Raw genomic sequence first — 26,307 nt, forward strand, 5'->3', positions numbered from 1 at the left:
CGGGACGGTTCAGCTGGTCGCGGCGGCCGGGACCGGCGCGCGACCGATGGACTTGAGGGCGATCACCGCGGCTGCGCCGACGATCACGCCGGCGGCCAGCGCGATCAGGTAGCCGAGAACGTTGGTGACGGCGAAGAGGACGAAGATGCCGCCGTGCGGTGCGCGGACGCCGACGTCGAGGAGCTGGGAGAGACCGCCCGTCACCGCGCTGCCGAGCATGATCGCCGGAATGACGCGCATCGGGTCACCCGCGGCGAACGGGATCGCTCCCTCGGTGATGAAGGAGGCGCCCAGCAACCACCCGGCCTTGCCGTTCTCCTGCTCTGCGTCGGTGAACAGCTGCGGACGTACGACCGTGGCCAGCGCCAAGGCGATCGGCGGGACCATGCCGGCGAGCATGACCGCGGCCATGATCCGCAGCTCGGGGGAGTCGGCGGCGAGCGAGGCGGCACCGACGCCGGTCGCGGCGAAGCTGTAGGCGACCTTGTTGAGCGGGCCGCCCATGTCGAAGGCCATCATCAGGCCGAGCACCGCACCGAGGGCGACGGCGCTGGTGCCGTCCAGAGCGGCGAGGCCGTCGGTGAGCCGCTCCATCAGCCAGTTGATCGGCTTGCCGAGCACCACGATCATCACCAGACCGGCCACGATCGAGGTCACCAGCGGGATCACCAGCACGGGCATCAGGCCGCGCGCCCAGCTCGGGACGCGCCAGCGACTGACCCAGTGGGCGATCACGCCGGCCAGCACGCCGCCGGCGATCGCCCTGAGGAACCCGGTCGCGGGTGCCGCGACGCCGTCGGCGTTGACCACGCCGAACAGGTTGACGGCCAGCGCGCCCATGATGAAACCGGGAGCGATGCCGGGACGGTCTGCGATGGCGTACGCGATGTAGCCCGCCAGCGCCGGGATGAACAGCATGAACGCCGTCTTCCCGATGACGAAGAGCAGCGCGCCCAGGTAGACGGCGAGGGCGCTGTCGAAGAGAGCGTGCTCGAGACCGAGGGCCTGTACGTCGGGAAGGTTGGTCAAGGTGTTGTCGACCATGACCGCGCCGTAGACGTCGGTGATGTCGTAGCCCCCGAGCAGGAAGCTCAGTGCGATCAGCAGGCCGCCGGCAGCGACGAACGGGATCATGTAGGAGACCCCGGTCATCAGGATGCGTCGGGCCCGGCCACCCCAGCTCTCCGCGGCGGCGGTGTTCGACTCGGAAGCCTCGCTCCGGCCGGACTCGACGCGGGCGGCGCTCGGGTCCGCAGCGGCGGCGAGCGCCTCGGCGATCATCGCGTCGGCGTCGTCGATCGGACGCTTCACCCCGGAGGAGACGAGCGGCTTGCCCGCGAAGCGGCTCCGGTCACGGACGCCGACGTCGACGGCGAAGATGGCGGCATCGGCGCGGTCGATCGTCTCGGCAGGCAACGGGGTCGCACCGGCCGAGCCCTGGGTCTCGACAGCGATCTCCACCCCGGCCCGCGCGGCCGCTGCCTGGAGCGCCTCGGCCGCCATGTAGGTGTGGGCGATGCCGGTCGGGCAGGCGGTCACCGCGACGAGGGAGCGCTTCTCCGCCGTGGCCGGAGCCGGTGCGGGCTCCGGTGTCGCGCTCTGGGCTGGGGCCGGCACGTCGCCGACCGCTTCGAGGATGGTCTGGGCGGCCTGCTCGGCCGAGTCGGTCTCCCGCAGGGTCTGTCCGAACTCGGGCCGGGCAAGCGCGCGGGCCAGCTTGGTCAGGATGGTCAGATGCGTGGCGTCACCACCCGCGGGTGCGCCGATCAGGAAGGCGAGGTCCGCGGGGCCGTCCTTGCCGCCGAAGTCGACCGGCGGCGAGAGCCGGGCGAAAGCCACCACGGGCTCATCCACCCCGGACGTACGGCAGTGCGGGATCGCTAGACCACCGGGCAGTCCGGTGGCGGAGACCTCTTCGCGGGCCAGGGCGTCGGCGACGAGGGCGTCCAGGTCGGTGACCCGGCCGGCGTCCGCCACGCGCTGCGCCAGGGCGCGGATGACATCGTGCTTGTCGGGGCCGAGGTCGGCGTCGAGGGCGGCGAGCCCGGGGGTGATGAGTGCGGACATCAGAGTCCTCCGGAGATGGGGTCGAGGTGGCGTACGGACACGAGATCCGCACGGACCTGGGGTGGGGTGGGGAGGGTCGTGCCGGGGAGGCCGGCTGCTGCACTGCCGTACGCGACGGCGAGCCCGAGACGTTCAGGGGCAGAGAGTCCCCGCAGGTCGGCGAGGAGATAGCCGAACAGCGAGCTGTCCCCGGCACCGACCGTGCTGACGACCTCGGTGGGCGGCGGGGTGGCGTGCCAGGTGCCTTCCGCGGAGACGAGGACGGCGCCGTTTCCGCCGAGGGTCGCGAGCACGGCGGTGACGCCGCGGTCGACCAGCGTCCGGGCTGCCGCGGCTGCGGCGGCCGGCTCGTCGAGGGAGCCGGATCCGGTGATCGAGGCCAGCTCCTCGGCGTTGGGCTTGAGCAGGTCGGGCGCGCCGGCCGGGAGTCCGGCGGCGAGCGCGTCGAGGGGTGCCTCGCTGGTGTCGACGGCGATGCGGGTGCCGGTGGTGCGGAGCGCGGTCACGACCTCGGCGTACCACCCGGACGGCGCTTCGGGCGGCAGCGACCCGGCGAGGACGACCCAGCGCGCCTGCTCGGCCTCCTTCACGAGCCGGGCTGCCAGCGCGTCGAGCAGTGCCGGGGTCGCGGTGGCGCCCGGTCCATTGAGCTTGGTGGTGGTGCCGTCGGGCTCGGTCACGGTGGTGTTGATCCGCGGCCGGCTGGCCGGTCCGACGGTGACCACATCGAGCCCGGAGGCGCGCAGCTCGGCGACCATCGGGTCGAGGTCGGGGCAGGGGAGCACCGCACGGGTCGGAACCCCTGCGGCGTACGCGGCGCCGGAGATGTTCACGCCCTTGCCGCCGGGCTGGGAGGTGGTGGTCCGGGCGCGCAGCACCTCGCCGCGGCGCAGCGGGCTGGCGAGCATCACGGTGTGGTCGATGCTCGGGTTGGCGGTCAGGGTGACGATCATGCGATCAGCACCTCGAGGCCGCTCTCGCGGAGCTCGTCGGCGACGTCGTCGTCGATGTCGCTGTCGGTGACGAGGACGTCGACCTTCCCCAGCGCTGCAAAGCGCAGCGTGGTTTCGATGCCGATCTTGCTGGAGTCGGTGAGGCAGACCACCCGGCGGGCAGCGTCGACGAGTGCGCGCTTGGTCGCGGCCTCCTCGTGGTCGGGTGTGGAGAGGCCGTGGGCCAGCGTCAGCCCGTTGGTCGCCACGAAGGCGACGTCGACCCTCAGGCGGCTCAGCGCGTCCACGGTCTCGGCTCCGACTGCAGCCTGGGTGGCGGGTCGGACCCGCCCCGGCAGCAGGTGAAGCTCGATCTGCGGGCTGCCGGCGAGCATGGCGGCGACGGGGACTGCGTGGGTCACCACGGTGAGCCGATGGTCGCGCGGCAGGACGTGGGCGAACCTGCTGGTCGTCGTGCCCGCGTCGATCGCGATGGTGCCGCCGGCGGTGGGGAGGAGCGTGAGGGCGGCTTGGGCGATGCGGTCCTTCTGCGCGGTGAAGGTCTGCTCGCGCTCGCCGAGCGCTGACTCGAGCACGGCCATGCTCTCCACCGGCACCGCGCCTCCGTGCACCCTGCGGACCAGGCCGCGTCGCTCCAACATGGAGAGGTCGCGGCGTACGGTCTCGGTGGTGACCTCGAACCGCTCTGCGATGTCGGCCACGGATATCCGCCCGCGCTCGGCGACGAGACGGGCCGTCGCGACCTGTCGCTCCTCGGCGTACATCCCGGCCTCCTTCATTGATCGATGTGGTTTCGAGTGGGTGTCGGGTCTGTGAATGCCCACATATGTTGTTTTATGTCTGAATGTGTTGACTCGTCAAGGGGTTAGGGCAGATATTTGTGGTCATGGTCACGTCTCGCTCATCTGTCCTCTCCGGCACTCCGGTGGTCCCGGGGATCGTGCTGGCGCCCGTCCACGTGGTGCGGACCGAGGTCGATCCCGTCGCGCTGGAGGCTTTCGAACGCCGCGGCTTCGCCTCGCCGGAGGAGGCTCTCGCGGCCTACGAGGCGGCCGCCACCGCCGTCGCCGACGGGTACGCCCGCCGGGCCGAGAAAGCCTCCGGCGCAGCCGCCTCGGTGCTGAGCGCGAGCGCCGGCCTGGCCCGGGACAAAGGGCTGCGGGTCGCCGTGGAGAAGCATCTGCGTGCGGGGGACAGCCTGGTCGCCTCGGTCGTGGCAGCGGTGGAGCAGTTCGCCACGCTGTTCAGCGGGATGGGCGGGCTGATGGCCGAGCGGATCACCGACCTGCGCGACATCGAGCGCCGAGTCCTCGCGCATCTCGCCGGTGAGCCCGAGCCCGGCGTCGACGTGCCCGAGGGACGGTGCGTGCTGGTCGCCGCCGACCTGGCGCCCTCCGACACCGCCGCGCTCGACTCGGCTCGCGTGGTCGCCTTGGTCGCCGAAAGGGGAGGCCCCACCAGTCACACGGCGATCATCGCCCGTCAGCTCGGCATCCCGTGTCTGGTCGGCGTGGCCGGCGCGACCGCCATCGCCGCGGGCACCCCTGTGCTGGTCGACGGCCAAGCCGGAACCGTCGACCTGGACCCGGGCCCGGACGCCGCTGCCAGTGCCGACACCGACCTCTCCCGGCGGCAGGCGGTCGCCGCCTGGACCGGACCCGGCAGCACCGCCGACGGTCACCCCGTGCCACTGCTCGCCAACGTCGCCGACGGCTCCTCGGCACGCGACGCGGCCGCCGCCGGTCAGGTCGAGGGCGTGGGCCTGTTTCGCACCGAGCTCTGCTTCCTCGACCGGCGCGAGGAGCCCACCGTGGCCGAGCAGGCCGACGTCTACGCCGAGGTGCTCACGCCCTTCGCGGGCCGCGGCCACGTCGTCGTACGCACCCTGGACGCGGGTTCCGACAAGCCGATCGCCTTCGCGACCCACGAGGGTGAGGAGAACCCGGCCCTGGGCGTACGCGGCCTGCGGCTCGCCGCCGACAACCCGGGACTCCTGGAGCGCCAGCTCGACGCCATCGCGATCGCAGCCGAGCGCACCGGAGCGGACACCTGGGTGATGGCGCCGATGGTCGCCACCGTCCAGGAGGCCGCCGACTTCGCCGCCCTGGTCCGAGCCCGCGGTCTCAAGCCTGGCGTCATGATCGAGGTGCCGGCTGCGGCGCTGATGGCCCACCGGATGCTGGAGGTCGTCGATTTCCTCTCCATCGGCACCAACGACCTGACCCAGTACGCCATGGCCGCCGACCGGCTGGCCACCGACCTCGCCCACCTCACCGATCCCTGGCAGCCAGCGGTCCTGCAGCTCATCGCGATCACTGCCGAGGCGGGGCGTAGGGCTGGCAAGCCCGTCGGCATCTGCGGCGAGGCCGCCGCCGACCCCCTGCTCGCCCCCGTGCTCGTCGGCCTGGGCATCACCTCGCTGTCGATGGCACCCGCGGCCGTCCCCGCCGTCGGTGCCCGGCTCGAGTCCGTGACCGCCGGGTTGTGCGACGAGGCGGCCGAGGCCGCTCTCGGTGCGCTCTCCCCGCAGCAGGGCCGTGAGGCGGTCACGAAGATCCTGGGGTGACCTGCGATGGTGTCACGGTCGGGCCCATAGGCTCAGGAGGCGCTTCGTCGCGCGGGTCTGGGCGACGTACAGGTCGCGGGGGCCGGCAACTCCGGCGGCTCGGATCCCCGCGGGGTCGGCGATGATCACCGTGTCGAACTCCAACCCGCGAGCCTCTGGCGCGGCCACGACAGTGGCTCCGTCCCCGCGGACTGCGGCCTCCAGAGCCAGCGCGCGCTCGGTCGCGGCGACGACTCCGATCAGCTCACCCGGGTGCTCCTCGCTGATCTCGGCGATCAACCTGCTCAGCGTGGAAGGAAGGCTCTCCTCGGTCACGCCGAGGACGAGCGGCTGTTCCCCGTGCCGGATCGATCTGGAGATCTGCTGATCCGGGGCGATCTCGGCCAGCAGGGGCTCGGTCGCGAGCAGGATCTCGGTCGTTGTTCGGTAGTTCACCGTGAGCCTGTGGTGGGCGAACCGTTCACCGACGAACGGCTTCAGAGCCTCGTCCCACGTGCGGAGAGTTGTCGACGGGCCCGCTTGGGCGAGATCTCCGACGATCGTCATCGACCGGCCCGGGCAGTGGCGCATCAGCGCTCGCCACTGCATCTCGGAGAGCTGCTGGGCCTCGTCCACCACGATGTGGCCGTAGCTCTTCTCCGGGGCGCCGTCGACGAGGGCGCGGGCTTCGTCCAAGAGCGCGAGGTCTGCGTTGCTCCACCCATCGTTACGGCCGACACTGAAGTCCTTCAGCAGTTCGCGGACGAGATCGTCGGCGACGAGCCGAGGCCAGACCCGGGTGATCGCTCGATCGATGGACGGGTCGTCGAGGAGATCCTCGCGGATGCTGTCCCAGTCGACTTCCAGATCGTCCGTACGAGCGTCGTTGCCCGTGAAGCGGTCGAGATCGATGCCCAGGTGCGCCTCCAACTCCTCCTCGAAGTCGGAGATCTCCTTCGCGGTGCTGCGCTCCAATTCGTTGACCAGATCGTCGACGACGTACTCGGTGAAGAGCTCGCGAGCGCGGTTGTGCCCGATGCCGTTCTGCAACGCCTGGCGACGAGCGGCGTCGACCACGGCAGGCTCGAGCCGCACCGTGTCATGGGTCGTCTTCAGCTCCAGCGGCACGCCGTGGGGCTGGTGCTGCCGCACCAACCGAGCGAGGTCGTCGGCGAGCGCAGCTCGCCCCTTGGCCCGCGCGATGTGATCCGGCTCGGTCCGCGTCGCCTCCACGCCCACCAGATCGGCCATGGTCGCCAGCCGTACGTCGTTCTCGCCGAGCGAGGGCAGCACCTCGGAGATGTAGGTGAGGAACCGCCGGTTCGGTCCGTAGACGAGCACACCCTGATCGGCGATCGACGCGAACGCGTACAGCACATAGGCTGCGCGATGCAGGGCGACGATGGTCTTGCCGGTGCCGGGACCGCCGTCGACGACCATGACCCCGCGATGGGGCGAGCGTACGATTTCGTCCTGCTCGGCCTGAAGGGTCGCTGCGGCCTCGTGCATCCGTCCGGTACGTGCCGTGCTGAGCGCAGAGACGAGCGGGCTGTCCCCGACGAGGTCCACGACCGTCGGTGAGGTGCCGTCGAGAATCTCGTCGTTGATGTCGACGACATCACGGCCGTCGAGGCGTAGGTGCCGACGCCTGCGTAGGCCCATCGGCTCGGCCAAGGTTGCCGCGTAGAACGGCCGCGCGGCCTCGGCCCGCCAGTCGATCAGCAACGGGCGCCCGTCTTCCGCGCGCAACCCGAGCCGACCGATGTGCAGAGATTCTTCCTGATCCGAGCGGTCGATCCGCCCGAAGCACAGCGAGTGCTCCGCCGCCTGCAGCTGCCGGATGCTCTCAGTCAGCCGTGCGACCTCGAGCTCCCTGGCATATCGCTCGCTCGGCCCGTCGACGGGCGTCTCGATCACCCGCTCGTGTGCTGCGCGTCGTGCACTCACCTCGGCGTGAAGGAGCGCATACATCGCCTCGACCGAACGCTGCTCCTCGTCGACCTGACCGACCTTGTCGACCTGTTCGCTCACGTACCCCGCCTTCCGTTGCCGGAGGTCAACTATGGGCGGCAGTCTTGGTAAAGACAACGTTGACCTGCTGCCGAATCCATGGCCTCCCGGGTGCACACTGGCAACATGCAGGAGCGCTACGTGTTCGCCGAGACCTGGGAGCTGCCGACTCCGGCAGAGGCGGTGCGGGACGTGCTGGTCGACGTCGAGCACTATCCGCGGTGGTGGCCGCAGGTGCGGGCGGTGGCGAAGCTCAGCGACGACGACGCGCTGCTGGTCTGTCGTTCGGCGTTGCCCTACGACCTGGAGATCGTGCTCCACGCGGTCAGCCGGGATCTGCCGACGCTGGAGGTCGGCCTCGACGGCGACCTGGACGGGTTCGCGCGCTGGACACTGACGCCGACGCCGAGCGGGAGCCGGATGGTGTTCGAGCAGGAGGTCGTCGTACGCGGCCTGCTCGGGCTGGCCTCGATCGTGCTGCGCCCGGTGCTCACCTGGAACCACCGGCAGATGATGCTCGGGTGCCGGCGCGGACTGGTTGCGCTCGGATAGATCTGTCCGGAAGCACCCCCGGCGATCCCCGAACGGTGTCAGCATGTGGGGTCATCCCCCTGACGGCGTACGGAGGCATCCGACATGCTCATCTTTCGCGCGGCGGCGGTCGCCGCCCTGCTCCTGTTCACGCTTCTTCCCGGGCCGGCGAGGGCGGCGGAATCGGGGATCCCGCCGCTGACCGACCTCGACGGGCGTGTGCTGACGATCCGGGGATGGAACGTCGAGGACAAGGCGCACCACGGCGAGGAGGCGCTGACCGGGATCACCGAACGACACTTCCGTGACCTCGCGGCAAGCGGGTTCAACACTGCCCGGGTGCTGTTCTTCTGGCAGGACCTGGAGCCGAGGCCCGGGGCGTACTCCTCGGTCTACCTGGCCAGGATCGAGCGGATCCTGGACTGGGCGGAACGCTATGACGTCCAGGTGATCCTCGACGCGCACCAGGACGTGTACGGAGAGGCGTTCGGGTCTGGGGGGATCCCGGCGTGGGCGACGCGGACCGACGGGCTGCCGTTCGAGGAGACGCCGGGGGACTGGTTCGCCGGCTACTTCCAGCCAGCGGTGATGCGTGCGTTCACCCACCTCTACTCCGATGCCGACCTGCAGCAGGCGCAGACGGACATGTGGCAGGTCGTCGCCTCGGCCGTCGGTGACCACCCGGCGCTGCTCGGGTATGACACGTTGAACGAGCCGATGGGCGAGCTCTTCGAGGGCGAGGATCTGCCGACGGCGGCGCACCGCCTGGAGTCGACCCTGATCACCGCGATGCACCAGCGGATCGTGGACGCCATCCGGGAGGTGGACGCCACGTCGTGGATCTTCATCGAGCCGACGCCGATCGTCGGCGAGGGCATGCCGACCGGGCTCGGCGCCGTCCGCGGCGAGCGGGTTGCGTACGCACCGCACTTCTACTCCACCGCGCAGGAGTACGGCGGTGACTACGACCCTGCCCTCGGGTGGGTAGAGCGCTACGAGGAGGCCGTCGCGCTCTACCCGGCCGCACAGCGGATGCCCGTCGTGGTCGGCGAGTGGGGTCCGCTGGACTCCTCCACGCCCAATGCACCGGCGTACTTCCGCGACATCCTCGCCTCGATGTCCCGTTTCTCCTCGGGCTGGACGGCGTACGTGTGGTGCTACGGCGGGGGCTACTGCGCCGTCGACCCGTCCGGTGAGTTCCACGAGAACAAGGACGCGACCGTCCAGCCGTACGCGGCCGCGGTCGCCGGCACCGAGCTGAGCCGTTCCTGGGACCCGGTCGCGCGCACCTTCGAGCTTCGGTTCCGGCCGGAGGGACGCAACGGGGTCACGGAGATCCGTGTCCCGGGCGGCCCCACGCTGCCCGCGGGCGGGTGGCAGCTGGACGTCCGGGGGCCGGTGGCGGTCAGCGAGAGCGCCGGCCCGGGCGGCGCCAGGGTCGTGTCGCTCACCCAGCGCGGTCGGGCGAACGGATGGGTCTCGGTCACCGTCTCGGCGCGGTGACCTGGCCCGTCCAGGGAAGGCTCAGCGCAGCGCCGAGCCCTTCTGGTATTCGGCCCAGGACAGGTTCCAGTCACCGAAGCCGTTGTCCCACTCCATCTTCCGGTCGGTCCCGGTGGTCTCGACGATGTCACCGATCCGGGCCACGCCGTAGAGCCAGGCGGCGTTGGCGGTGGAGAGGCCGGTGCAGCCGTGGGAGACGTTGGCGTAGCCCTGCGACCCGGTCGACCACGGCGCGGCGTGGATGAACTCGCCGGAGTTGGAGATCCGCATGGCGTACTCGACGTCATCGAGGGAGTAGTAGTCGCTCGAGCTCTGGTCGGAGATGCCGATCGTCTCCGAGCGCATCTCCTTGACGCGGTGCTTCTCGGAGATGACCTTGATCCCCGAGCGCGTCGTGAAGCCGGGCTTGCCGGTGGTGATCGGGATCGTACGCAGCAGCTTGCCGTTGCTGAAGACCTTCATCTGATGCGTACGCGCGTTGACCTTGAAGACGTGCGCGTCGCCGACCTTGTAGGTGGCGTTGCGGCTGTGCTGGCCGTAGACGTCCCCGCCGGCGGAGGCGCCGTTGATGTCGAGGTCCACCTTGATGGTGGTGCCGGGCTTCCAGTACGCCTGCGGGCGGTAGCGAGCCTCCTTGTCGGAGACCCAGTACCAAGACCCGGTCTGGGCCGGGGTGGAGGTGACGTGCATGCGCTTCTCGAAGGAGGCGTGGTCCTTGACGGGCACGTCGAAGTAGACCGCGACCGGCATCCCGACGCCGACCTCGGACTTGTCGACCGGGACGATGGTGGCGAAGGTCTGCTGGGCCAGGGAGAGCGAGCGAGTGGTGAAGCTGCTCGTGACGGTTCCGGTCTCACCGGTGGCGGTGACCGTGTAGCGCAGCTCGGGGTCGAGCAGGTCGTTGGCGGTCCACTTCTTCTTGTCCGCCGACAGCGAGCCGGGCACGGTGCTCCCGTCGGGCCTGGCCACCTTGACGCTGGTGAAATCGCCGGAGGTCGCGGTGACGGTGACGGTGCTGTCGACCGGAACGTCCTTGGCGCCGTCGGCGGGAGAGATGTCGGCGGTGAGGGGCTTCGCGGAGGGCGAGGCGGCGGCGGAGTCGCCCTTCGCCGAGTCCGGGGTCTCCGGGGTGCCGGCGCAGCCGGAGAGTGCGACCAGGGCGACCATGGCCACCACGACAGAGAAGGAACGAACCCGCATGGGACAACTATGCGCCAGGTGGCAACCGAATACTCAGCCCTGGACGTCTACGCGCCGAAGGTGTCGCGCGCGGGGAGATGTGCGGGAGGCTCCGGAGTGTGTGCGTTGTGGCGTTGTCGGCGGTGCCGCGTACGGTATCTGCCGATGAGTGACACTCGCGTCGAGGCGGCGTACGCCGGGGCTCTGGCCGCCTTCAAGAACCCGATGCTCGACCTTCTGCACGGCCGGTTCGCTCCGTTCGTCGTGGCGGTGCTCTCGGTGACCTTCACCTCCGAGCGGGCGGCGGTCCCGGTGGTGGACGCGCACGCCGAGATCAGCGACATGCTGGACCGGCTCCGGGCCACAGGCTACGCCGAGGGTGAGAACGGCGAGGTGATGCTCCCGGTCGGTTCGGCCCGCGAGCTGTGCCGTCAGTGGGTCCGCGCCGGGTGGCTGCTGCGTCAGATCGAGGGTGAGGACGAGGTCTACCGGCTCTCCGCGCATGCGGTGGGCGCCCTCGAGATCGCCGGCCGCGCGAGTGGGTCTCGGGCGCGGGTCTCCGAGTCGCGGGTCAGGACGCTGCTGGAGGCGGTCGAGCGGCTCGCCCTGGACGCCGACCCCGACGTGCTGACCCGGGTGGCGCGGCTGACCGAGGAGATCGCCGAGCGGCGCGCCGAGATCGCCCGCCTGGACCGCACCGGCGTCGTCGACACCGTCGATGACGACACCCTGCTGGAGCAGGCCGAGAACATCCTCCACCTGACCCGCGAGCTCCCCGCCGACTTCGCCCGAGTGGTCGAGTCGATCCGGGCGATGCAGCGTGACGTGGTGACCGACCTGCGCCAGGACGTACGTCCGGCCGGCGAGGTCCTGCGCGAGTACCTGCAGCGCGGCAAGGACGTGATGGCCTCCACCCCGGAGGGCAAGGCGTTCGCCGGTGCGCTGCGGATGATCGGCGACCCGCGCCGCCTCGACGACCTGGCCACCAACCTGCGTACGGTGCTGCGGCACCGGTTCACCCGAGAGATGGGTCCGCATGAGCGGGCCGAGCTGGCCGCGGTCGGACGCCGGATCGAGACGGGCGTCGCCGAGGTGCTGGCCGCCCAGCAGACCGCCTCCCACGTGATCACCACCCAGGTGCGTACGCACGACCCGGCCCGTGACCGGCAGGTCGACGACCTGCTGCGCGATGTGATGGTCGGGTTCCAGGCGTGGATGCCGTCCTCGCGGATCGCCGAGTCCGTCGAGCCGCTGCGCCGGCTGCCGGTCGCCGACCTCGGTCACCTACGTCAGTCGGTCAGCGAACTGCGTCCGCCCGAGCCGCCGGCGCCGCTGGCCGACTGGGGCGACGTGGAGAGCGCGGTCGAGGACACCAAGGCGTGGGGTGGCCCGGGCTACCGGGCGATCGAGGCCCACCTGGACGCCTACGTGGCGGCCCACGGACCCGAGGAGCCGGTCGACCTGGCCGAGGTCTTCGCGGCTGCGCCGGAGGAGATCCGGCGCCCGGTCGACCTGCTCGGACTGCTGGAGGTCGCCCATCGTCGCGGGATGACGGAGACGGGGGAGATCTCCACGATCGAGGCCGTCCGGGCAGATGGAGTGCGCCGCAGGTTCGCCTTCGGTGGGGTCAGGCTGAGTGCAGCTGGCGAAGAGTCCGACAAGGCGACTGACAAGGGGATGGGCGATGAGTGAGACCGACGTGGCCTACGGCAGCGAGCCGGACGGCTTCATCGAGCCCGTCTCGATGGAGGACGACCCGACCGAGCTCTTCGTCGGCGACCGCGGTGTGCTCGATGCCGACATCCGCCGGGTGCTGGTCCAGCTGCTGCGCCGCCGGTTCATCACCGCGGAGCGGAGCCCGCGGCAGTGGCGTACGTTGCTCGATCACCAGGCGGTGATCGAGTCACGCCTGCACGACCTGTTCGTCCGGCTCGTGGTCGACCACGACCGCGGGATCGCCTACAAGCGGCAGGTGCGCTCGGAGGAGCTCGACGTTCCGGTGCTCCTGAAGGACGATGCCTACTCACGAGCCGAGACCCTCGTGCTCGTCCATCTGCGCACCGTCTTCCAGCGCGAGCGCGGTGCCGGAGAGAGCTCTGCGCGCGTCGACGCCGACGAGCTGGAGCAGACAGTGCTCACCTACTTCGACGTCGGCAGCGGCGACGCGTCCGCGCGCCGCGAGATCCGCCGCGCGGTCGACCGGCTCGCCCGGGAGGGGCTGATCGAGGAGGAGTCCGAGGGCCGCTTCCGGATCACACCCCTGGTCGAGATCGTGCTGAGTGTCGAGAAGCTCGCCGAGCTCAAGGAATGGCTCAAGGAATCTGCTGGTCGAGCCGCGAGGCCGCCTGCGGCCGAGCGTGTCGAGACCAACACGGTCGAATCGAGCGCGGAGGGGGACCGTGTTGGTTTCGGCACGCCTCCGCCTAGCGGCTCCGGCGGCTCAACCAGCGGTGACGAGGAGATCGACGAATGAACATGATCGACAGCCTCTTCGGACTCATCCCGGCCCGCTCGACCGGCCGGCAGTGGGTCGCGAGCGAGCTTCAGCTGGTCAACTGGGGTGGCTACGATGGCGCCCACCGGGTGCGGTTCTCGCCGACCGCGACCCTGCTCACCGGCGGCTCCGGGTCGGGCAAGTCGACCCTGATGGACGCCTACATCGCGTTGATCATGCCGCACACGACGCCGTTCAACGGCGCCTCCAACGGTGGTGTGGTCGGCCGTCCGCGCGGTCAGGACCAGCGCAACATCCTCTCCTACGCGCGCGGCAAGATCGACGAGGCGAAGACCGCCGAGGGGACCAAGATCCGGGTGCTGCGCGGCGACGGCCGCGACACCTGGTCGGCGATCGCGATGACCTGGGCGGACCAGACCGGCGCCCGCTTCACCGCGGTCCGGGCCTGGTACGTGCCGGCGTCAGCCAAGAACCTCGACGACGTGACCAAGCTCCGGGCGGTGGCCGAGGCGGGCTTCGACGTACGTTCGCTGGAACCGGCGGCCGCTCACCGGTTCACGCGCTCCTCGGTCGCCGAGGTCGGCCTGACCCCGATCGACACCGACCGCGACTTCACCGCCCGGATCCACTCCGCGCTCGGGATCGGTGCCGCCGGCGACGGTGAGAAGGCGGTCAACCTGCTCGGCCGGATCCAGGCGGGGCAGCAGATCACCACGGTCGACGACCTCTACAAGAAGATGGTGCTCGAGGAGCCTGAGACCCTCGCCACCGCCGACGGCGTCGTGGCCCACTTCGACGAGCTCTCCGCGACCCGCGACCGGATGGTCACCGCGCAGCAGCAGGTGCGGGCGCTGACGCCCATCCGCGAGCACCGGGCAGCGATCGAGGATGCTGCCGCCAGGCTCGAGGTGATCGACGGGATCGGCTCCTTCGACGACGAGACCACACCGGCGGGACTGTGGCGGGCCGGCAAGCGTGTCGATCTGCTCAGTGAGCTGGAGTCGGAGCTCAGCGGGCGCAGGAGCGCCGCGGAGAAGTCGGTCGCGGAGAAGCAGGCGCTGGTCGACGCCGCCGAGTCCGAGCGCGACGGCCTCGCGGTCACCGTCGCCGCCTCCGGCGGCCGGCGCCTCGAGGAGGCCACCCGCGAGATCAAGGCCGCCGAGACCCGGGCGGACACCGTACGCCGCGCCCGCGAGGCGCTGGACGAGGAGCTCGCCGTCCTCGGCGCGGCGGCGACCACCCCCGCCGAGTTCGAGACCCTCCAGTCGGCTGCGCAGGCGGCCCTGGTCGACGACGACGCGCGCACGAGCGCCCTCAACGCCTACGCCGCTGCGCGGTCCGCCGAGACCGCCGCCGTCGAGCTGGTCGGCCGGCTCGAGGACGAGCTCGCCGATGCCGAGAAGACGAAGAACAACATCCCGGAGCCGCTGCGCGCCGCCCGCGCGGTGCTGGCCGAGGCTGCCGGGCTGAGGCCGGCCGAGATGCCGTTCGTCGGCGAGCTGATCGAGGTGCGCACCGAGCACGAGGCCTGGCGCGAGGCCTTCAACCTGGCTCTGGGCGGGTTCGCGACCACGATGCTCGTCGACGCTGCGCACGTGGGTGCCTTCCGAGCCGCCATCGACACGGTGCGGCAGCGGACGCGGATCCGCTACGAGGCGGTCCACACCGGGATGAAGGACGGTGTGCAACCGCTGGACGAGGGCACCCTTCCTGGGCGCCTGGACTATCGCCGCGGCGTGTTCACCGGCTGGCTCAAGCAGCGGTTGACGGAGCGGCACGGCTACGTCTGCGTGCAGACCCCCGCCCTGCTCGGCCAGCACCGGATGGCCCTCACCGTGACCGGGCAGGTCTCGCAGGGGATGCGCGGCGCGCACGGTGGTCACGGCGTGAGAAACGTGCTCGGCTTCACCAACTCCCGCCGCGTGGCCGAGCTGACCGAACGCCTCGAGGCCGCTCGCAAGGACGTGGAGACCACGAAGGTGGCGGTCGCGGAGACCGAGCTGGCCATCAAGCAGCTCGACCAGCGGCGTACGTCGTTCAAGGCCGTTTCGGCGCTCACCTGGGACCAGGTCGACGTGGCCGGTGCCGAGGCTGAGCGCGACCGGTGGGCCTCGGTGATCGCCGAGGTCACCGCTGACAACCCGCAGATCGCCACCCTCCAGGAGCGCCTCAGGAACGCCCGGGCCAAGGTGGACTCGCTGCGTGAGGGCATCGGCGCCGCCAAGAGCACCTTCACCGATCTCGACGAGCGCTGGAGCGACGTGGTCGAGCAGGTCGACCGTGCCAAGGACGCGCTGGAAGATGCCGCGGCCTCGGGCACCGATGTCGCGTCCGCCCAGGCGGACTATCTCGAGCAGCTCTTCAAGGCGTCCGGAGGCGAGGAGGCCGGCCGGCGGGAGGACGCGCTCGCCGAGCTCGACGCGGTCTTCGCCCGGGCGGGGGAGAGCCTCGACGCCGACCGGATCGGCGCGCAGGAGACGATCGGCACCGCCCGCGTCCAGCTCCAGCAGACCTTCGAGGCCTTCCTCGAACGCTGGCCCAACCCCAATCTCCACACCGACCCGGAGGCCTCCTACGCGGACTTCGACCGGCTCCTCGACGAGCTGCAGACCAGTGGCCTGCACGAGCTCGAGGTCGAGTGGCGCGACTCCCTGCTCAATCTGTCGGGCAACGATCTGACCAACCTCGACTCGACGCTGTCGCGGTCCGTGCGGGAGATCCGTGACCGGATCGACCCGATCAACCAGATCCTCGCCGAGCTCCCGTTCAACGACGACGGGCACCGGCTGCGGATCGACACCCAGGAGGGCCAGTCGGCGGTGCGTGGCCGATTCCGCAAGGAGCTGCGGGCGGTGCGCGATCTCATCGAGAAGGCGTCGACCAACGAGACCCGGGAGCTGGCCTACACCCGGATGGCCCGGCTCATCGACCGGATGCGCCGCACGGCCCCCGACTTCGCCGACCTGATCGACGTACGCAACCACGTCCGGGTCAGCGCCGAGAAGGTCACCGCCTCGACCGGTGAGCATGTGGCCCTTTACGACCACATCGGCGAGAAGTCCGGAGGCGAGTCGCAGGAGCTGGTCGCCTTCATCGTCGGCGCCGCGCTGCGCTACCAGCTCGGTGACGCCGGTGCGGAGCGACCGCGCTACGCCCCGGTCTTCCTCGACGAGGCGCTGATCAAGGCCGATGCCCGCTTCACGGGCCGCGCCATCGGCGCCTGGCGGGGCCTGGGGTTCCAGCTCATCATCGGCGCCCCGAACGACAAGCACAGCGCGATCGAGCCGCACGTCGACGTCCAGTACACGGTGCTCAAGGACGCCGAGGGCCATTCGTTCCCGAAGCTCGAGGTGGGGCTCGAGGAGGTCCCGGCCCGCTGAGCCGGCGGGTTCTCAGGGCTGCATCGACAGGAACAGGAACGACGCCAGCAGGACCAGGTGGACGAAACCCTGCAGGGCGTAGACACGGCCCTGGACGACGGTGAGCCCGGTGACGAAGACCGTGATGACCAGGAGCACGATCTGTGTCGGCTCCAGACCGAGGACGAGCGGGCCGTCGAGCCAGATCATCGCCACCGCGATGGCGGGGATGGTGAGGCCGATGGAGGCCATCGCCGAGCCGTAGGCGAGGTTGAGGCTGGTCTGGACTCGATCGCGGGAGGCGTTGCGCACCGCGGCGATCGACTCCGGGGCGAGGACGAGCAGGGCGATCACGACACCCACGACGGCGTAGGGAAAGCCCAGGCTCGCCACGGTGCTCTCGATCGTGGGGGAGAGGAGCTTGGCCAGACCGACGACGGAGACGAGGGAGACCAGGAGCAGCCCGAGGCTGAGCATGGCCTCACCGCGCGTGGGCGGGTCCGCGTGGCCGTCCTCGTCGAGGTCGACCAGGCCGGTCATCCGGCCGTGCTCGTCGCTGGTGACCGGGAGGAAGAAGTCGCGGTGGCGGACGGTCTGGGTGAAGAGGAAGGCGACGTAGAGCGCGAGCGATGCGACCGCGGCGAAGGCCAGCTGGGAGGGGGAGTACTGCGCGCCCTGCGCGGAGGTGGTGAAGCTCGGCAGGACCAGGGTGAGTCCGGCCAGAGCGATCACGGTGGCGACCGCGGACCCGGTGCCGGCGGCGTTGAAGCTGACCAGCCCGTGCTTGATCGCGCCGACCATGAGCGAGAGCCCGACGATGCCGTTGAGGGTGACCATTACGGCGGCGAAGACGGTGTCGCGGGCGTAGGTGCTGGTGTTGTCGCCGCCGCTGGTCATCAGCATCACGATCAGGCCGACCTCGATCACGGTCACCGCGACCGCGAGGATGAGCGAGCCGAAGGGCTCGCCGACCTTGTGCGCGACCACCTCGGCGTGGTGGACGGCACTCAGCACCGCGCCGACGAGCACCGCGGCCACCACGGCGAGGATCGACCAGTGTTCGTGGCGGAACCAGGCGAGCGCCAGCACCACCATCGCGAGGATCGGCACAACCACTGACCACTGGAGACGACCCCGGACCGCTGGCGCACTCATGGGGAGACCCTATCCCGTGCCGGGCCGCCAACCAGGTGACCGGTTCTCGCTCGTAGCCTGGGTCTGTGCCCTTCGACACTTCGACACCGTCCCCCTCTCGCTACACGCCTCCGGCGGCCTTCAAGACCCGTCCCGACCTGCTCGGGAGGTTCGGCATGGTCGGCTCGACGCACTGGCTGGCCAGCGGCACCGCGCAGGCCGTGCTCGAGCGCGGAGGCAACGCCTTCGACGCGGTGGTCGCGGGTGGGTTCGTGCTGCACGTCGTCGAGCCTCACCTCAACGGACCGGGTGGTGATCTGGTCGGGATCTTCGCGCCCGTCGGTGGCGAGACGACGGTGCTGATGGGGCAGGGGCCTGCGCCCGCGGGGGCGTCCGTCGAGCACATGCGGGCAGAGGGGCTCGAGCTGGTCCCCGGCTCCGGGGCGTTGGCGGCCGCCGTTCCGGGTGCGGTCGACGCCTGGCTGATGCTGCTGCGCGACCACGGCACCTGGGAGCTGGGAGACGTGCTCGACTACGCCATCGAGTACGCCCGCAACGGCCACCCGATCCTCGGCCGGGCGGTCTCCACGATCGCCGCCGTGGCCGACCTGTTCCGCGACCACTGGCCCACGTCGGCAGCCCACTGGCTCGTCGACGGCGAGCCGCCGGAGCCCGACACCATGGTTCGCAACGAGGCGTACGCCGCCGTGCTCGACCGTCTGGTGGCTGCCGGGGACGGCGCCGCGACTCGCGTGGAGCGCATCGACGCCGCCCGCGCCGCATGGGGCAGCGGGTTCGTCGCGGAGACGATCGATCGGTTCGTACGCACCCCGCACCGGCACTCCTCCGGAACCGATCATTCCGGCGTGATCAGGTCGGCTGACATGGCCGGGTTCTCGGCTGCGTACGAGAAGCCGGTGACGACGGAGTTCCGGGGCCACACGATCGCGAAGGCCGGGCCGTGGACGCAGGGGCCGGTGCTGTTGCAGACGCTCAACCTGCTCGAGCCGCTGGAGGATGGATTGCTCGACCCGAGCAGTCCCGAAGGCGCACACACGATCCTCGAGGCGACCAAGCTCGCGTTCGCCGACCGCGACGCCCACTACGGTGACGGTGCCGATCCGGCCGTGATCGAGACGCTGGTGTCCAAGCAGTACGCCGCCAGCCGGCGTCCGCTGATCGGAGACACCGCCTCCGCCGAGGTGAGGCCCGGCCTGGGCGCGACGAGCTTCCCGCCGCTGCGGGAGACCTACGACCCGGCCGCGGCCGCGTCCGGTGTGGGGGAGCCGACGGTCTCGCGCGAGGGCGAGACGCGCGGGGACACGTGTCACATCGACGTCGCCGACCGCTGGGGAAACATCATCGCAGTCACCCCGTCGGGCGGCTGGCTGCAGTCCTCGCCGACGATCCCTGAGCTCGGCTTCTGCCTCGGCACCCGGCTGCAGATGACCTGGCTCGAGCCGGGCCTGCCCTCGACCCTTCAGCCCGGGCGCCGCCCGCGGACCACGCTCACGCCCACGCTCATCCTGCGTGAAGGCCGGGCCGTCACCGCCGTCGGCTCGCCCGGCGGCGACCAGCAGGACCAGTGGCAGTTGCTCTACCTGCTGCGCACCATCGTCGGCGGCTACTCGCCCCAGGAGGCCATCGACGCCCCGGCGCTCCACTCGACCTCCTTCCCGGGATCCTTCTGGCCGCGTACCTGGACCCCCGCTGGTGCGGTGCTCGAGGATCGACTCGGACCTGGGGTTGTCGAGGAGCTGCGTCGGCGGGGTCATGCTGTCGAGCTGAGTGGTGACTGGTCTCTGGGGCGGCTCTCTGCGGTTACTCGGGATCCTTCTACTGGGGTGCTGTCTGCTGCTGCTAATGCTCGCGGGGCGCAGGGGTATGCGGTGGGGCGTTAGTGTGCTTGGGGGTCGGGCTGCCTCTCGCTGGTCGAGCTGCGTCTCCCCGCTGGTCGAGCCGCCGGAGCCGCTAGGCGGAGGCGTGTCGAGACCAACACGGTTGGTTCGGGAAACCTTGCCAATGTGACCGTTTCTTCGTTTCTGGGTTCGCCGCCGACCCTTGATTGATTGTTTCTCGATCATGCGCCGCGTCAAGGACGGGCCTTCGGCCCGCCGGCTTCGCCGGCCGCGTTCGCGGTCCTTGACCCGGCACCCGATCGAGAAAAGAATTTCGCCAGTATCGGGGCGGCGGCGAGGGTGTGGCGCGGAGATCACGTTACATGTTCACCGACCGCATAATTCGGCGATGACCAGCACAAACAGGTAGACTCCGGGTGGTGTTGCGCATATAATTGGCTGTATGAACGAGACCATCGACCAACTCCTCACCGGACCGCCCCTGGGCGCGTCCGAGAGTGAGCTGGTCGACTGGATCACTCGGCTCGAAGAGGTCAAGTGCGTCGCTGAGGCGGTGCAGGCAGAAGCGGCGGTACGCCTCGAGGACGCTGTCCGCACCCGGCAGGCCGAGGCGGGGGTTCCTGCCCGCAAGCTCGGTGAAGGGGTCGCCTCCCAGATCGCGTTGGCGCGACGGGTCTCCCCCGTCAAGGGCGCCAGTTTCCTTGGCCTGGCGAAGGTCTTGGTCGCAGAGATGCCCCACACGTATGCGTTGATGAAGACCGGGTTGTTCTCGCAGTGGCAGGCCACCATCCTCGCCCGCGAGACCGCCTGCCTCTCGGTCGAGGACCGTCGGGTCATCGACTACCAGCTTTGCGCTCTTGGTGAAGACGGGCAGGTTCCGAGGGTCGTGGCCATGGGGCCACGGCAGCTCGAGAACGCCGCCAAGAAGCTCGCCATCACCCTCGACCAAGAATCCGTCGTCAACCGAACCGCCAGTGCGGAGAAGGACCGACGCGTCAGCGTCCGACCCGCACCGGACACCCTGACCTGGCTCGGCGCACTGCTGCCGGTCAAGGACGGCGTCGCTGTCTACGCCGCACTCGACCAGGCCGCCAAAGCCGCGCAGGCGGCCGGCGATGAGCGGACCCGGGGCCAGGTCATGGCCGATACGCTGGTCGACCGGGTCACTGGGCGCGCTGGGGCCGATGCCAAGCCTCGGATCGAGGTCAAGATCGTGATGACTGCCGACGCTCTCGCCAACGACAGCAACCAGCCCGCGATGGTCGAGGGCTACGGCCCCGTCCCCGCAGGCTGGGCCCGCGAAGCACTCACTGAGGCCGAGGTGTTTGTGCGGAGGCTGTTCACCGACCCCGCCGGGCAGTTGGTCGCGATGGAGTCCCGCTCCCGGAAAGCACCTGACGGGCTGGCGGAGTTCATCACCACCCGAGACGGCGGGATCTGCCGCACCGTTGGCTGCGATGCCCCGATCCGGAACATCGACCACGTCGAGCGCCACGCAGACGGCGGCGAAACCAGAGCGGAGAACCTGCAGGGTCTCTGCGAAAGGTGCAATCAAGCAAAGGAAGCCCTCGGCTGGCAAGCCAGACCCGGACCAGACGGCAGCATCGTGACCATCACGCCCACGGGCCATACCTATGTCAGTCCACCACCGGAGACCTGGCGACCGGAGCCACCGCCGCTGTCCACAGCCGAGTTCGTGCTGCGCGACGTACTCCTCGACCACCGCCTCGCGGCCTGACATCCAGAGGCTGGGAACTTTCTGCAGATCAGTGCTTGACCTTGACGCTGCGTCAGGGCTGCACGCTTCTTTCACGGCCCCAAACCGGGAGCCGAGCGAAGAACACGATCAAAGGGAGCACGACATGAACAACCTTCTCAACCGCCTCGTGGGTGACAAGAAGGCTTGGAAGCGCATGGAGGCCCGCGCCGCCGAGTTGCCCGCGGACTACCGCACCGTCTACTCGGAGATGAAGAGCTACATGTGGCGCTTCACCGCCGGCGACGGCATGGACATCGTCGCCATCCTCCGCGACGTCCTCGACCTGTTCGAGACCGAAGCCGCCGCCGGACGGCCGGTCGTCGAGGTCACCGGGACCGACCTGGCTGCCTTCTGCGACGCATGGCTGCCCGAGCAGCACGACGCGTATCGCGACAAGCTGCGGGCAAACCTCAACGAAGTTGCGCAGAAGCTTTCGTGAGGCCCGAAAACGTAAGAGCCCCGCCGGAGTCTCGGGTCTCCAGCGGGGCAAGAACAATGTTGCCTCATCACCCAAGGGCTTGTCACGCCTATTCGCAAAAATCTGCAGAATTTTGCAATGCAGGCTTGTGTGGGCGGGTCAGATGACCGTCCCGACGTCGTTGGCAACGATGTTGTCCATCGCTCGCTCGGCGACTGCGGCGATGGTCATCGACGGGTTGCACGCCCCGGTGGTGCCGGGGATGAGGGCTCCGTCGAGGACGTAGAGGCCGTCTTGACCCTGGACGCGGCCGTCGAGATCACAGACAGTGCCCATGTTGGCGCCGCCGAGCGGGTGCCAGGTGCTGTTGACGATGGAGTTGGTGTCGATCAGGGCGCCGATGCCGCCGCTGATCTTCGAGACCCGTTCGTGGATGGCGCGATAGCTTGCCGAGTCTCCACCGAAGGGGAAGCGCAGGCTCACCGAGTCGGTCAGCGAGCTGTAGCGGAAGCTGCCGCGGTCGGCACTGACGCCGAAGCCGACCAGCATGGTGGCGCCCAGGTCGAGGCCGAGGGGGAGCGGTGGCAGTGATGCCTGGATGACGGTGTTGGCCGTGGTCGGGTCTGCCCAGTCCTGGCTCTGATAGACGACGGGCCCACCCTGCGTACCGGTCAGGTTCTCGTCGAAGGGGCGCCACATGTAGATCCGGTCGCCGTTGGTGCCCCAGCCCTGGCCGAGCTTCTCGGGTAGATCCGGGATGGTGCCGGTCGCCGCGGCGCGGACGAGGAGCTTGCTGGTGTTGAGCGAGCCGGCCGCCATGACTAGTGCTGGGGTGGTCAGGATCTTCTGCTCGACCACATCACCGGCATCGTCGGTGCGGTCCACGTGGACCTCCCAGCGGCCGTCGCCGGCACGCGCCACGGAGGTCACGTTGTGGCGGGTCGCGACGTGCACCAGTCCGGTGGCTTCGGCCTGCCTGATGTAGGTGACATCGACGGAGTGCTTGCCGCCGTTGTTGACGCCGAGGGCGCAGTCGCCGTTCGTGTAGGACGGAGCCATCTCGCCGCGCAGCTCCGCTAGCGCGTAGGACCAGTCGATCGGCATCGGGATCTTCTGCAGGTCGTAGCCTGCGGCCTCCACGTGCTTGCCGAAGGTCCGCGAGACCCGATAGCTGTCCGAGGCGATCAGCTCGTCGGGTGCGGTCGCGGCACCGAGCATCCTGGCGACGCGCGGGTAGTGGACCCGGTCCATGAGCTCGTAGTCGAGCGCGTTCGGGAACCAGGTGTTGAAGACCTCGGCGGAAGGCTGCAGCGTCATGCCCTGGTAGACCAGCGAGCCACCGCCGACACCGGCCGCGCACATGGCGAGCATGTTCTGGCCCAGGATGGGCTCCAGCAGACCGACGTACGGGCCGAAGTTCAGGGGAGTGCCGAGCAGCTTCTGCAGCGGCTTGAGCGCCTCAGGGGCGGTGGTGTGGAACAGCACCCGCTTGTCGAGCGAACGCACCGTCGGGAAGGTCTGCGCGTCCGGCCCGGTCGGCCAGCGGCGGCCACGCTCGAGCACCGTGACCGGTACACCGGCCTCGGCCAGCCGCAGCGCAGCGACCCCGCCACCGAACCCGGAGCCGATGACCACCGCCCGATGCTCCTCCCGCACCAGTCGTACGCGACGGGGCGAGGTCGCTGCGCCCGGACGGGCGAGCAGTCCGGACGCCGCGGCACCGGCGGCGCCGGCAGCGCCGGCCAGGAACGTACGTCTTGTGGCTGCGGACATGGTCAAGGGGCTCCCTCGGCTCGCGGACAGTCGGTCACTGCCGCGTAAGAGTTGACGAACGGCCGAAAGGTGTCAAGGTTCACATCGCCGTTCTGGACAACGGTGTCCGGAACGCGACACGTGCCGATCGAGGGCGGCCCGGCGACGCAGGAGGTGCAACCGCAGCCATGTAGGCTGACGGGACTTCCAACAGCTAAGGACGATCTGAACCCCGATGGACGGACCGCAACCCGGCCAATATCCATGCTCGCTGCGTCACCCGAGGTCGGCCCGATGACCGAGGTGCTGTTCATCCTCCTCGCGCTGCTGCTGGTCGCCGCCTGTGGAGTGTTCGTGGCAGCCGAGTTCTCCCTGGTCACGGTCGACCACTCCCAGGTGGAGATGGCCGCCGAGCAGGGCGACAAGAGTGCCCAAGGCGTGCTCCGCGCGATGAAGGAGCTCTCCAGCAACCTCTCCGGCGCACAGGTCGGCATCACCGTGACCAACCTCGGTATCGGTTGGATGTCGGAGCCGGCGATCGCCGAGCTGATCGACGCGCCGCTGCTCGCCACCGGGCTGCCGGAGGGCGCGGTGGCGGCGATCGCGGTGACGGTCGCGCTGACCCTGTCCACGATCGTGACGATGCTCTTCGGCGAGCTGGTCCCCAAGAACCTCGCGCTGGCGCTGCCGCTGGAGACCGCGCGGGTCACGCAGGGGCCGATGCGGGCCTTCACCCGGATCATGCGCGGACCTATCAAGGTGCTCAACGGCACCGCCAACGCCATCGTGCGTCGCCTGGGCATGGAGCCGCAGGAGGAGCTGCGTTCCGCACGCAGCTCCGCCGAGCTCTCCTCCCTGATCCAGCGCAGCGCCCACGAGGGCACCCTCGACGCAGACACCGCCGAGCTGATGGAGCGCTCGGTCGAGTTCGGCACCCGAACGGCGGGGGAGATCATGACCCCGCGCGTACGCGTCAACAGCCTCGACCACAACGACCGCGCCGAGGCGCTGATCGAGCTCACCCGGCGTACGGGCAACTCACGCTTCCCGGTGCTCGACGACAACGAGGTCGTGGTCGGCACCGTGCACGTCAAGGCCGCCGTGGCGCTGCCGGTGCACGAGCGTTCCACGGCCAAGGTCAAGCACCTGATGGTCCCGCCGGTGGTCGTCCCCGACTCGCTGCGCCTGGACCCGTTGATGGCCCTGCTGCGCGCCGAGGGCTTCCAGCTGGCCGTCGTGCTCGACGAGTACGGCGACCAGGCAGGCATCGTCACCCTCGAGGACGTGATCGAGGAGATCGTGGGCGATATCGCAGACGAGCACGATCCGCTCAGCGCCCGGGCCCGGCTGCGCCGCGACGGCGGCTGGTCGCTCTCGGGGCTGCTGCGCCCCGACGAGGTCGAGGACATCACCGGTGTCACCCTGCCCGAGGGCGAGGACTATGACACCGTCGCCGGCCTGATGCTCAGCCTGCTGGGCCGCATCCCCGAACGCGGCGCGAGCGCGGAGCTGACCGTGCCCGGAACCCCGCCGCCGGACTCCGACGACGACGATGTGTACGCGAGGTACGTGAAACTCACCGTGGAGGTCATGGACGGGCGCAGGATCGACCGGATCTCGATGAAGGTGATCGGCTAGTGAGCGAGCGTCAGCGAGTGAACCGCGGGGGCAACACGCCGCCGCGTCCGTATCCTTGCCTCTCTTCGACGGAGGTGGCGGCGTGACGACGACCATGGGGCTTCTGCTCGGCCTGGTGCTGCTGCTCGCCAACGGATTCTTCGTCGGCTCGGAGTTCGCCCTGGTCTCGGCCCGGCGCAGCCAGATCGAGCCCGCCGCCCAGGCCGGCTCGCAGATGGCCAAGATCACCCTGAAGGCGATGGAGAACATCAGCCTGATGATGGCCGGTGCCCAGCTGGGCATCACCGTCTGCTCGGTGCTGCTGCTGGCGATCACCGAGCCGGCGCTCGCCCACCTGCTCGAGCCCGGCTTCGACCTGATCGGCCTGCCCGAGGCGTTCCACCACCCGGTCGCGTTCGTGATCGCGATGCTCGTGGTCACCTTCCTGCACGTGGTGGTCGGCGAGATGGTGCCGAAGAACATCGCACTGGCCGGCCCCGACAAGGCCGCCCTGGTCCTCGGCCCGGCGATCTACGCGGTCGTCTACGTGCTGCGACCGATCATCGCCGCCTTCAACTACGTCGCCAACGTGTGCATCCGAGCGCTCGGCATCGAGCCCAAGGACGAGGTGAGCTCCGCGTTCACCCGCGCCGAGGTGGCGGCGATGGTGGAGGAGTCCCGGGGTGAGGGGCTCTTGGAGGAGGACGAGTACGGCCGCCTGGCCGGCGCGCTCGGCTTCACCGAGAAGACGGTGGACAAGGTGACCATCCCCATCGCCGACTGGACGATCGTGCCGCGCGGTGCCTCCGGCGCGGACATCGAGACGGTCTGCGCCTCCACCGGCTACAGCCGGTTCCCGGTCTCCGACGAAGGCGGCGACCTGGTCGGCTACCTGCACATCAAGGACGTGCTCGAGCCCGACGACGTACGCCGCCGCCAGCCCGTCCAGAACAAGTGGATCCGTCCATTCGCGACCGTCTCCCCGGACGATGCGCTGCACGAGACACTGGAGACCCTGCAGCGCCGAGGCGCCCATCTGGCCCGGGTCGTCCGCGAGGATGGCAGCACCATCGGTCTGGCGACGTTGGAGGATGTCATCGAGGAGCTGGTCGGTGAGATCCGCGACGCCGCCCATGCCGATGACTCTGCGGCTACCGAGTAAGCAC

At 69.9% G+C, this 26,307-nt stretch carries 18 protein-coding genes; 11 read left to right on the top strand and 7 right to left on the bottom strand.

The annotated features are described in order from the left end of the window. Positions 1–9: 9 nt before the first annotated feature. The 3 genes from IEY84_RS17560 to IEY84_RS17570 are packed head-to-tail and all read right to left on the bottom strand — an operon-like array spanning position 10 to position 3,799. Positions 10–2,070, bottom strand: a complete 2,061-nt coding sequence (locus IEY84_RS17560; protein ID WP_221209236.1) for a PTS fructose transporter subunit IIABC — start codon at positions 2,068–2,070, stop codon at positions 10–12. After that, the gene (locus IEY84_RS17565) at positions 2,067–3,020 is read right to left on the bottom strand and encodes a 1-phosphofructokinase family hexose kinase (RefSeq protein WP_183550866.1); all 954 of its coding nucleotides are present in this window, start codon (positions 3,018–3,020) and stop codon (positions 2,067–2,069) included. The genes IEY84_RS17560 and IEY84_RS17565 overlap by 4 nt, the downstream gene beginning before the upstream one ends. Continuing rightward, complete coding sequence (locus IEY84_RS17570; RefSeq protein ID WP_229788786.1) at positions 3,017–3,799, bottom strand: DeoR/GlpR family DNA-binding transcription regulator; 783 nt, start codon at positions 3,797–3,799, stop codon at positions 3,017–3,019. The genes IEY84_RS17565 and IEY84_RS17570 overlap by 4 nt, the downstream gene beginning before the upstream one ends. A 107-nt stretch (positions 3,800–3,906) precedes the next feature. Here IEY84_RS17570 and ptsP point away from each other — a divergent pair, with 107 nt between their 5' ends. Further along, on the top strand, positions 3,907–5,586 hold the full coding sequence (ptsP, locus tag IEY84_RS17575; protein ID WP_183550863.1) for a phosphoenolpyruvate--protein phosphotransferase: 1,680 nt from the start codon (positions 3,907–3,909) through the stop codon (positions 5,584–5,586). Between the two features lie 12 nt (positions 5,587–5,598). On the opposite strand, the gene IEY84_RS17580 is transcribed toward ptsP, so the two are convergent. After that, entirely contained in the window at positions 5,599–7,596 is a 1,998-nt protein-coding gene (locus tag IEY84_RS17580) for a HelD family protein (RefSeq protein ID WP_229788788.1), read from the bottom strand. A gap of 105 nt (positions 7,597–7,701) precedes the next feature. Between IEY84_RS17580 and IEY84_RS17585 the strand changes: the two genes are divergently transcribed. Both IEY84_RS17585 and IEY84_RS17590 read left to right on the top strand, forming a co-directional pair. After that, the gene (locus IEY84_RS17585) at positions 7,702–8,127 is read left to right on the top strand and encodes an SRPBCC family protein (RefSeq protein ID WP_183550860.1); all 426 of its coding nucleotides are present in this window, start codon (positions 7,702–7,704) and stop codon (positions 8,125–8,127) included. Positions 8,128–8,211: 84 nt separating this feature from the next. After that, positions 8,212–9,609: a cellulase family glycosylhydrolase gene (locus IEY84_RS17590; protein WP_183550857.1), complete on the top strand. Its 1,398-nt coding sequence runs from the start codon at positions 8,212–8,214 to the stop codon at positions 9,607–9,609. A gap of 21 nt (positions 9,610–9,630) precedes the next feature. Here IEY84_RS17590 and IEY84_RS17595 read toward each other — a convergent pair whose 3' ends face one another. Then, positions 9,631–10,809, bottom strand: coding sequence for a L,D-transpeptidase (locus tag IEY84_RS17595; RefSeq protein ID WP_183550854.1), 1,179 nt, complete (start codon positions 10,807–10,809; stop codon positions 9,631–9,633). A 144-nt stretch (positions 10,810–10,953) separates the two neighbouring features. On the opposite strand from IEY84_RS17595, the gene IEY84_RS17600 reads away from it, so the two are divergent. The 3 genes from IEY84_RS17600 to IEY84_RS17610 are packed head-to-tail and all read left to right on the top strand — an operon-like array spanning position 10,954 to position 16,623. After that, complete coding sequence (locus tag IEY84_RS17600) at positions 10,954–12,480, top strand: DUF3375 domain-containing protein (protein ID WP_183550850.1); 1,527 nt, start codon at positions 10,954–10,956, stop codon at positions 12,478–12,480. Further along, positions 12,473–13,261 (top strand): DUF4194 domain-containing protein, encoded by a 789-nt coding sequence (locus IEY84_RS17605; RefSeq protein WP_229788789.1) that lies wholly within the window; start codon positions 12,473–12,475, stop codon positions 13,259–13,261. Before IEY84_RS17600 ends, IEY84_RS17605 begins: the two co-directional genes overlap by 8 nt. Next, a complete protein-coding gene (locus tag IEY84_RS17610; protein ID WP_183550847.1) occupies positions 13,258–16,623 on the top strand; it encodes an ATP-binding protein in 3,366 nt (1,121 codons plus the stop codon). Before IEY84_RS17605 ends, IEY84_RS17610 begins: the two co-directional genes overlap by 4 nt. Positions 16,624–16,635: 12 nt before the next feature. Here the strand turns inward: IEY84_RS17610 and IEY84_RS17615 are convergent, their stop codons facing one another. Next, positions 16,636–17,757, bottom strand: a complete 1,122-nt coding sequence (locus IEY84_RS17615; protein ID WP_183550844.1) for a calcium:cation antiporter — start codon at positions 17,755–17,757, stop codon at positions 16,636–16,638. Between the two features lie 65 nt (positions 17,758–17,822). On the opposite strand from IEY84_RS17615, the gene IEY84_RS17620 reads away from it, so the two are divergent. The 3 genes from IEY84_RS17620 to IEY84_RS17630 all read left to right on the top strand — a co-directional run bounded on the left by IEY84_RS17620 (position 17,823) and on the right by IEY84_RS17630 (position 21,793). Then, positions 17,823–19,637, top strand: coding sequence for a gamma-glutamyltransferase family protein (locus tag IEY84_RS17620; protein WP_444544193.1), 1,815 nt, complete (start codon positions 17,823–17,825; stop codon positions 19,635–19,637). Between the two features lie 400 nt (positions 19,638–20,037). Next, entirely contained in the window at positions 20,038–21,333 is a 1,296-nt protein-coding gene (locus IEY84_RS17625; protein WP_189129312.1) for an HNH endonuclease, read from the top strand. Positions 21,334–21,457: 124 nt separating this feature from the next. Further along, positions 21,458–21,793, top strand: coding sequence for a DUF1048 domain-containing protein (locus tag IEY84_RS17630; RefSeq protein ID WP_183549062.1), 336 nt, complete (start codon positions 21,458–21,460; stop codon positions 21,791–21,793). A gap of 138 nt (positions 21,794–21,931) precedes the next feature. On the opposite strand, the gene IEY84_RS17635 is transcribed toward IEY84_RS17630, so the two are convergent. After that, positions 21,932–23,545, bottom strand: a complete 1,614-nt coding sequence (locus tag IEY84_RS17635) for a GMC oxidoreductase (RefSeq protein ID WP_183549060.1) — start codon at positions 23,543–23,545, stop codon at positions 21,932–21,934. Positions 23,546–23,818: 273 nt separating this feature from the next. On the opposite strand from IEY84_RS17635, the gene IEY84_RS17640 reads away from it, so the two are divergent. Together IEY84_RS17640 and IEY84_RS17645 are read left to right on the top strand one after the other, a co-directional pair. Continuing rightward, positions 23,819–25,162: a hemolysin family protein gene (locus IEY84_RS17640; RefSeq protein WP_183549059.1), complete on the top strand. Its 1,344-nt coding sequence runs from the start codon at positions 23,819–23,821 to the stop codon at positions 25,160–25,162. Between the two features lie 82 nt (positions 25,163–25,244). Next, positions 25,245–26,303 (top strand): hemolysin family protein, encoded by a 1,059-nt coding sequence (locus IEY84_RS17645; RefSeq protein WP_183549057.1) that lies wholly within the window; start codon positions 25,245–25,247, stop codon positions 26,301–26,303. The last annotated feature ends 4 nt before the right edge of the window (positions 26,304–26,307 follow it).

It is taken from the genome of Nocardioides albus (assembly GCF_014648255.1).
In the GTDB taxonomy this organism is placed as follows: Bacteria; Actinomycetota; Actinomycetes; order Propionibacteriales; family Nocardioidaceae; genus Nocardioides; species Nocardioides albus.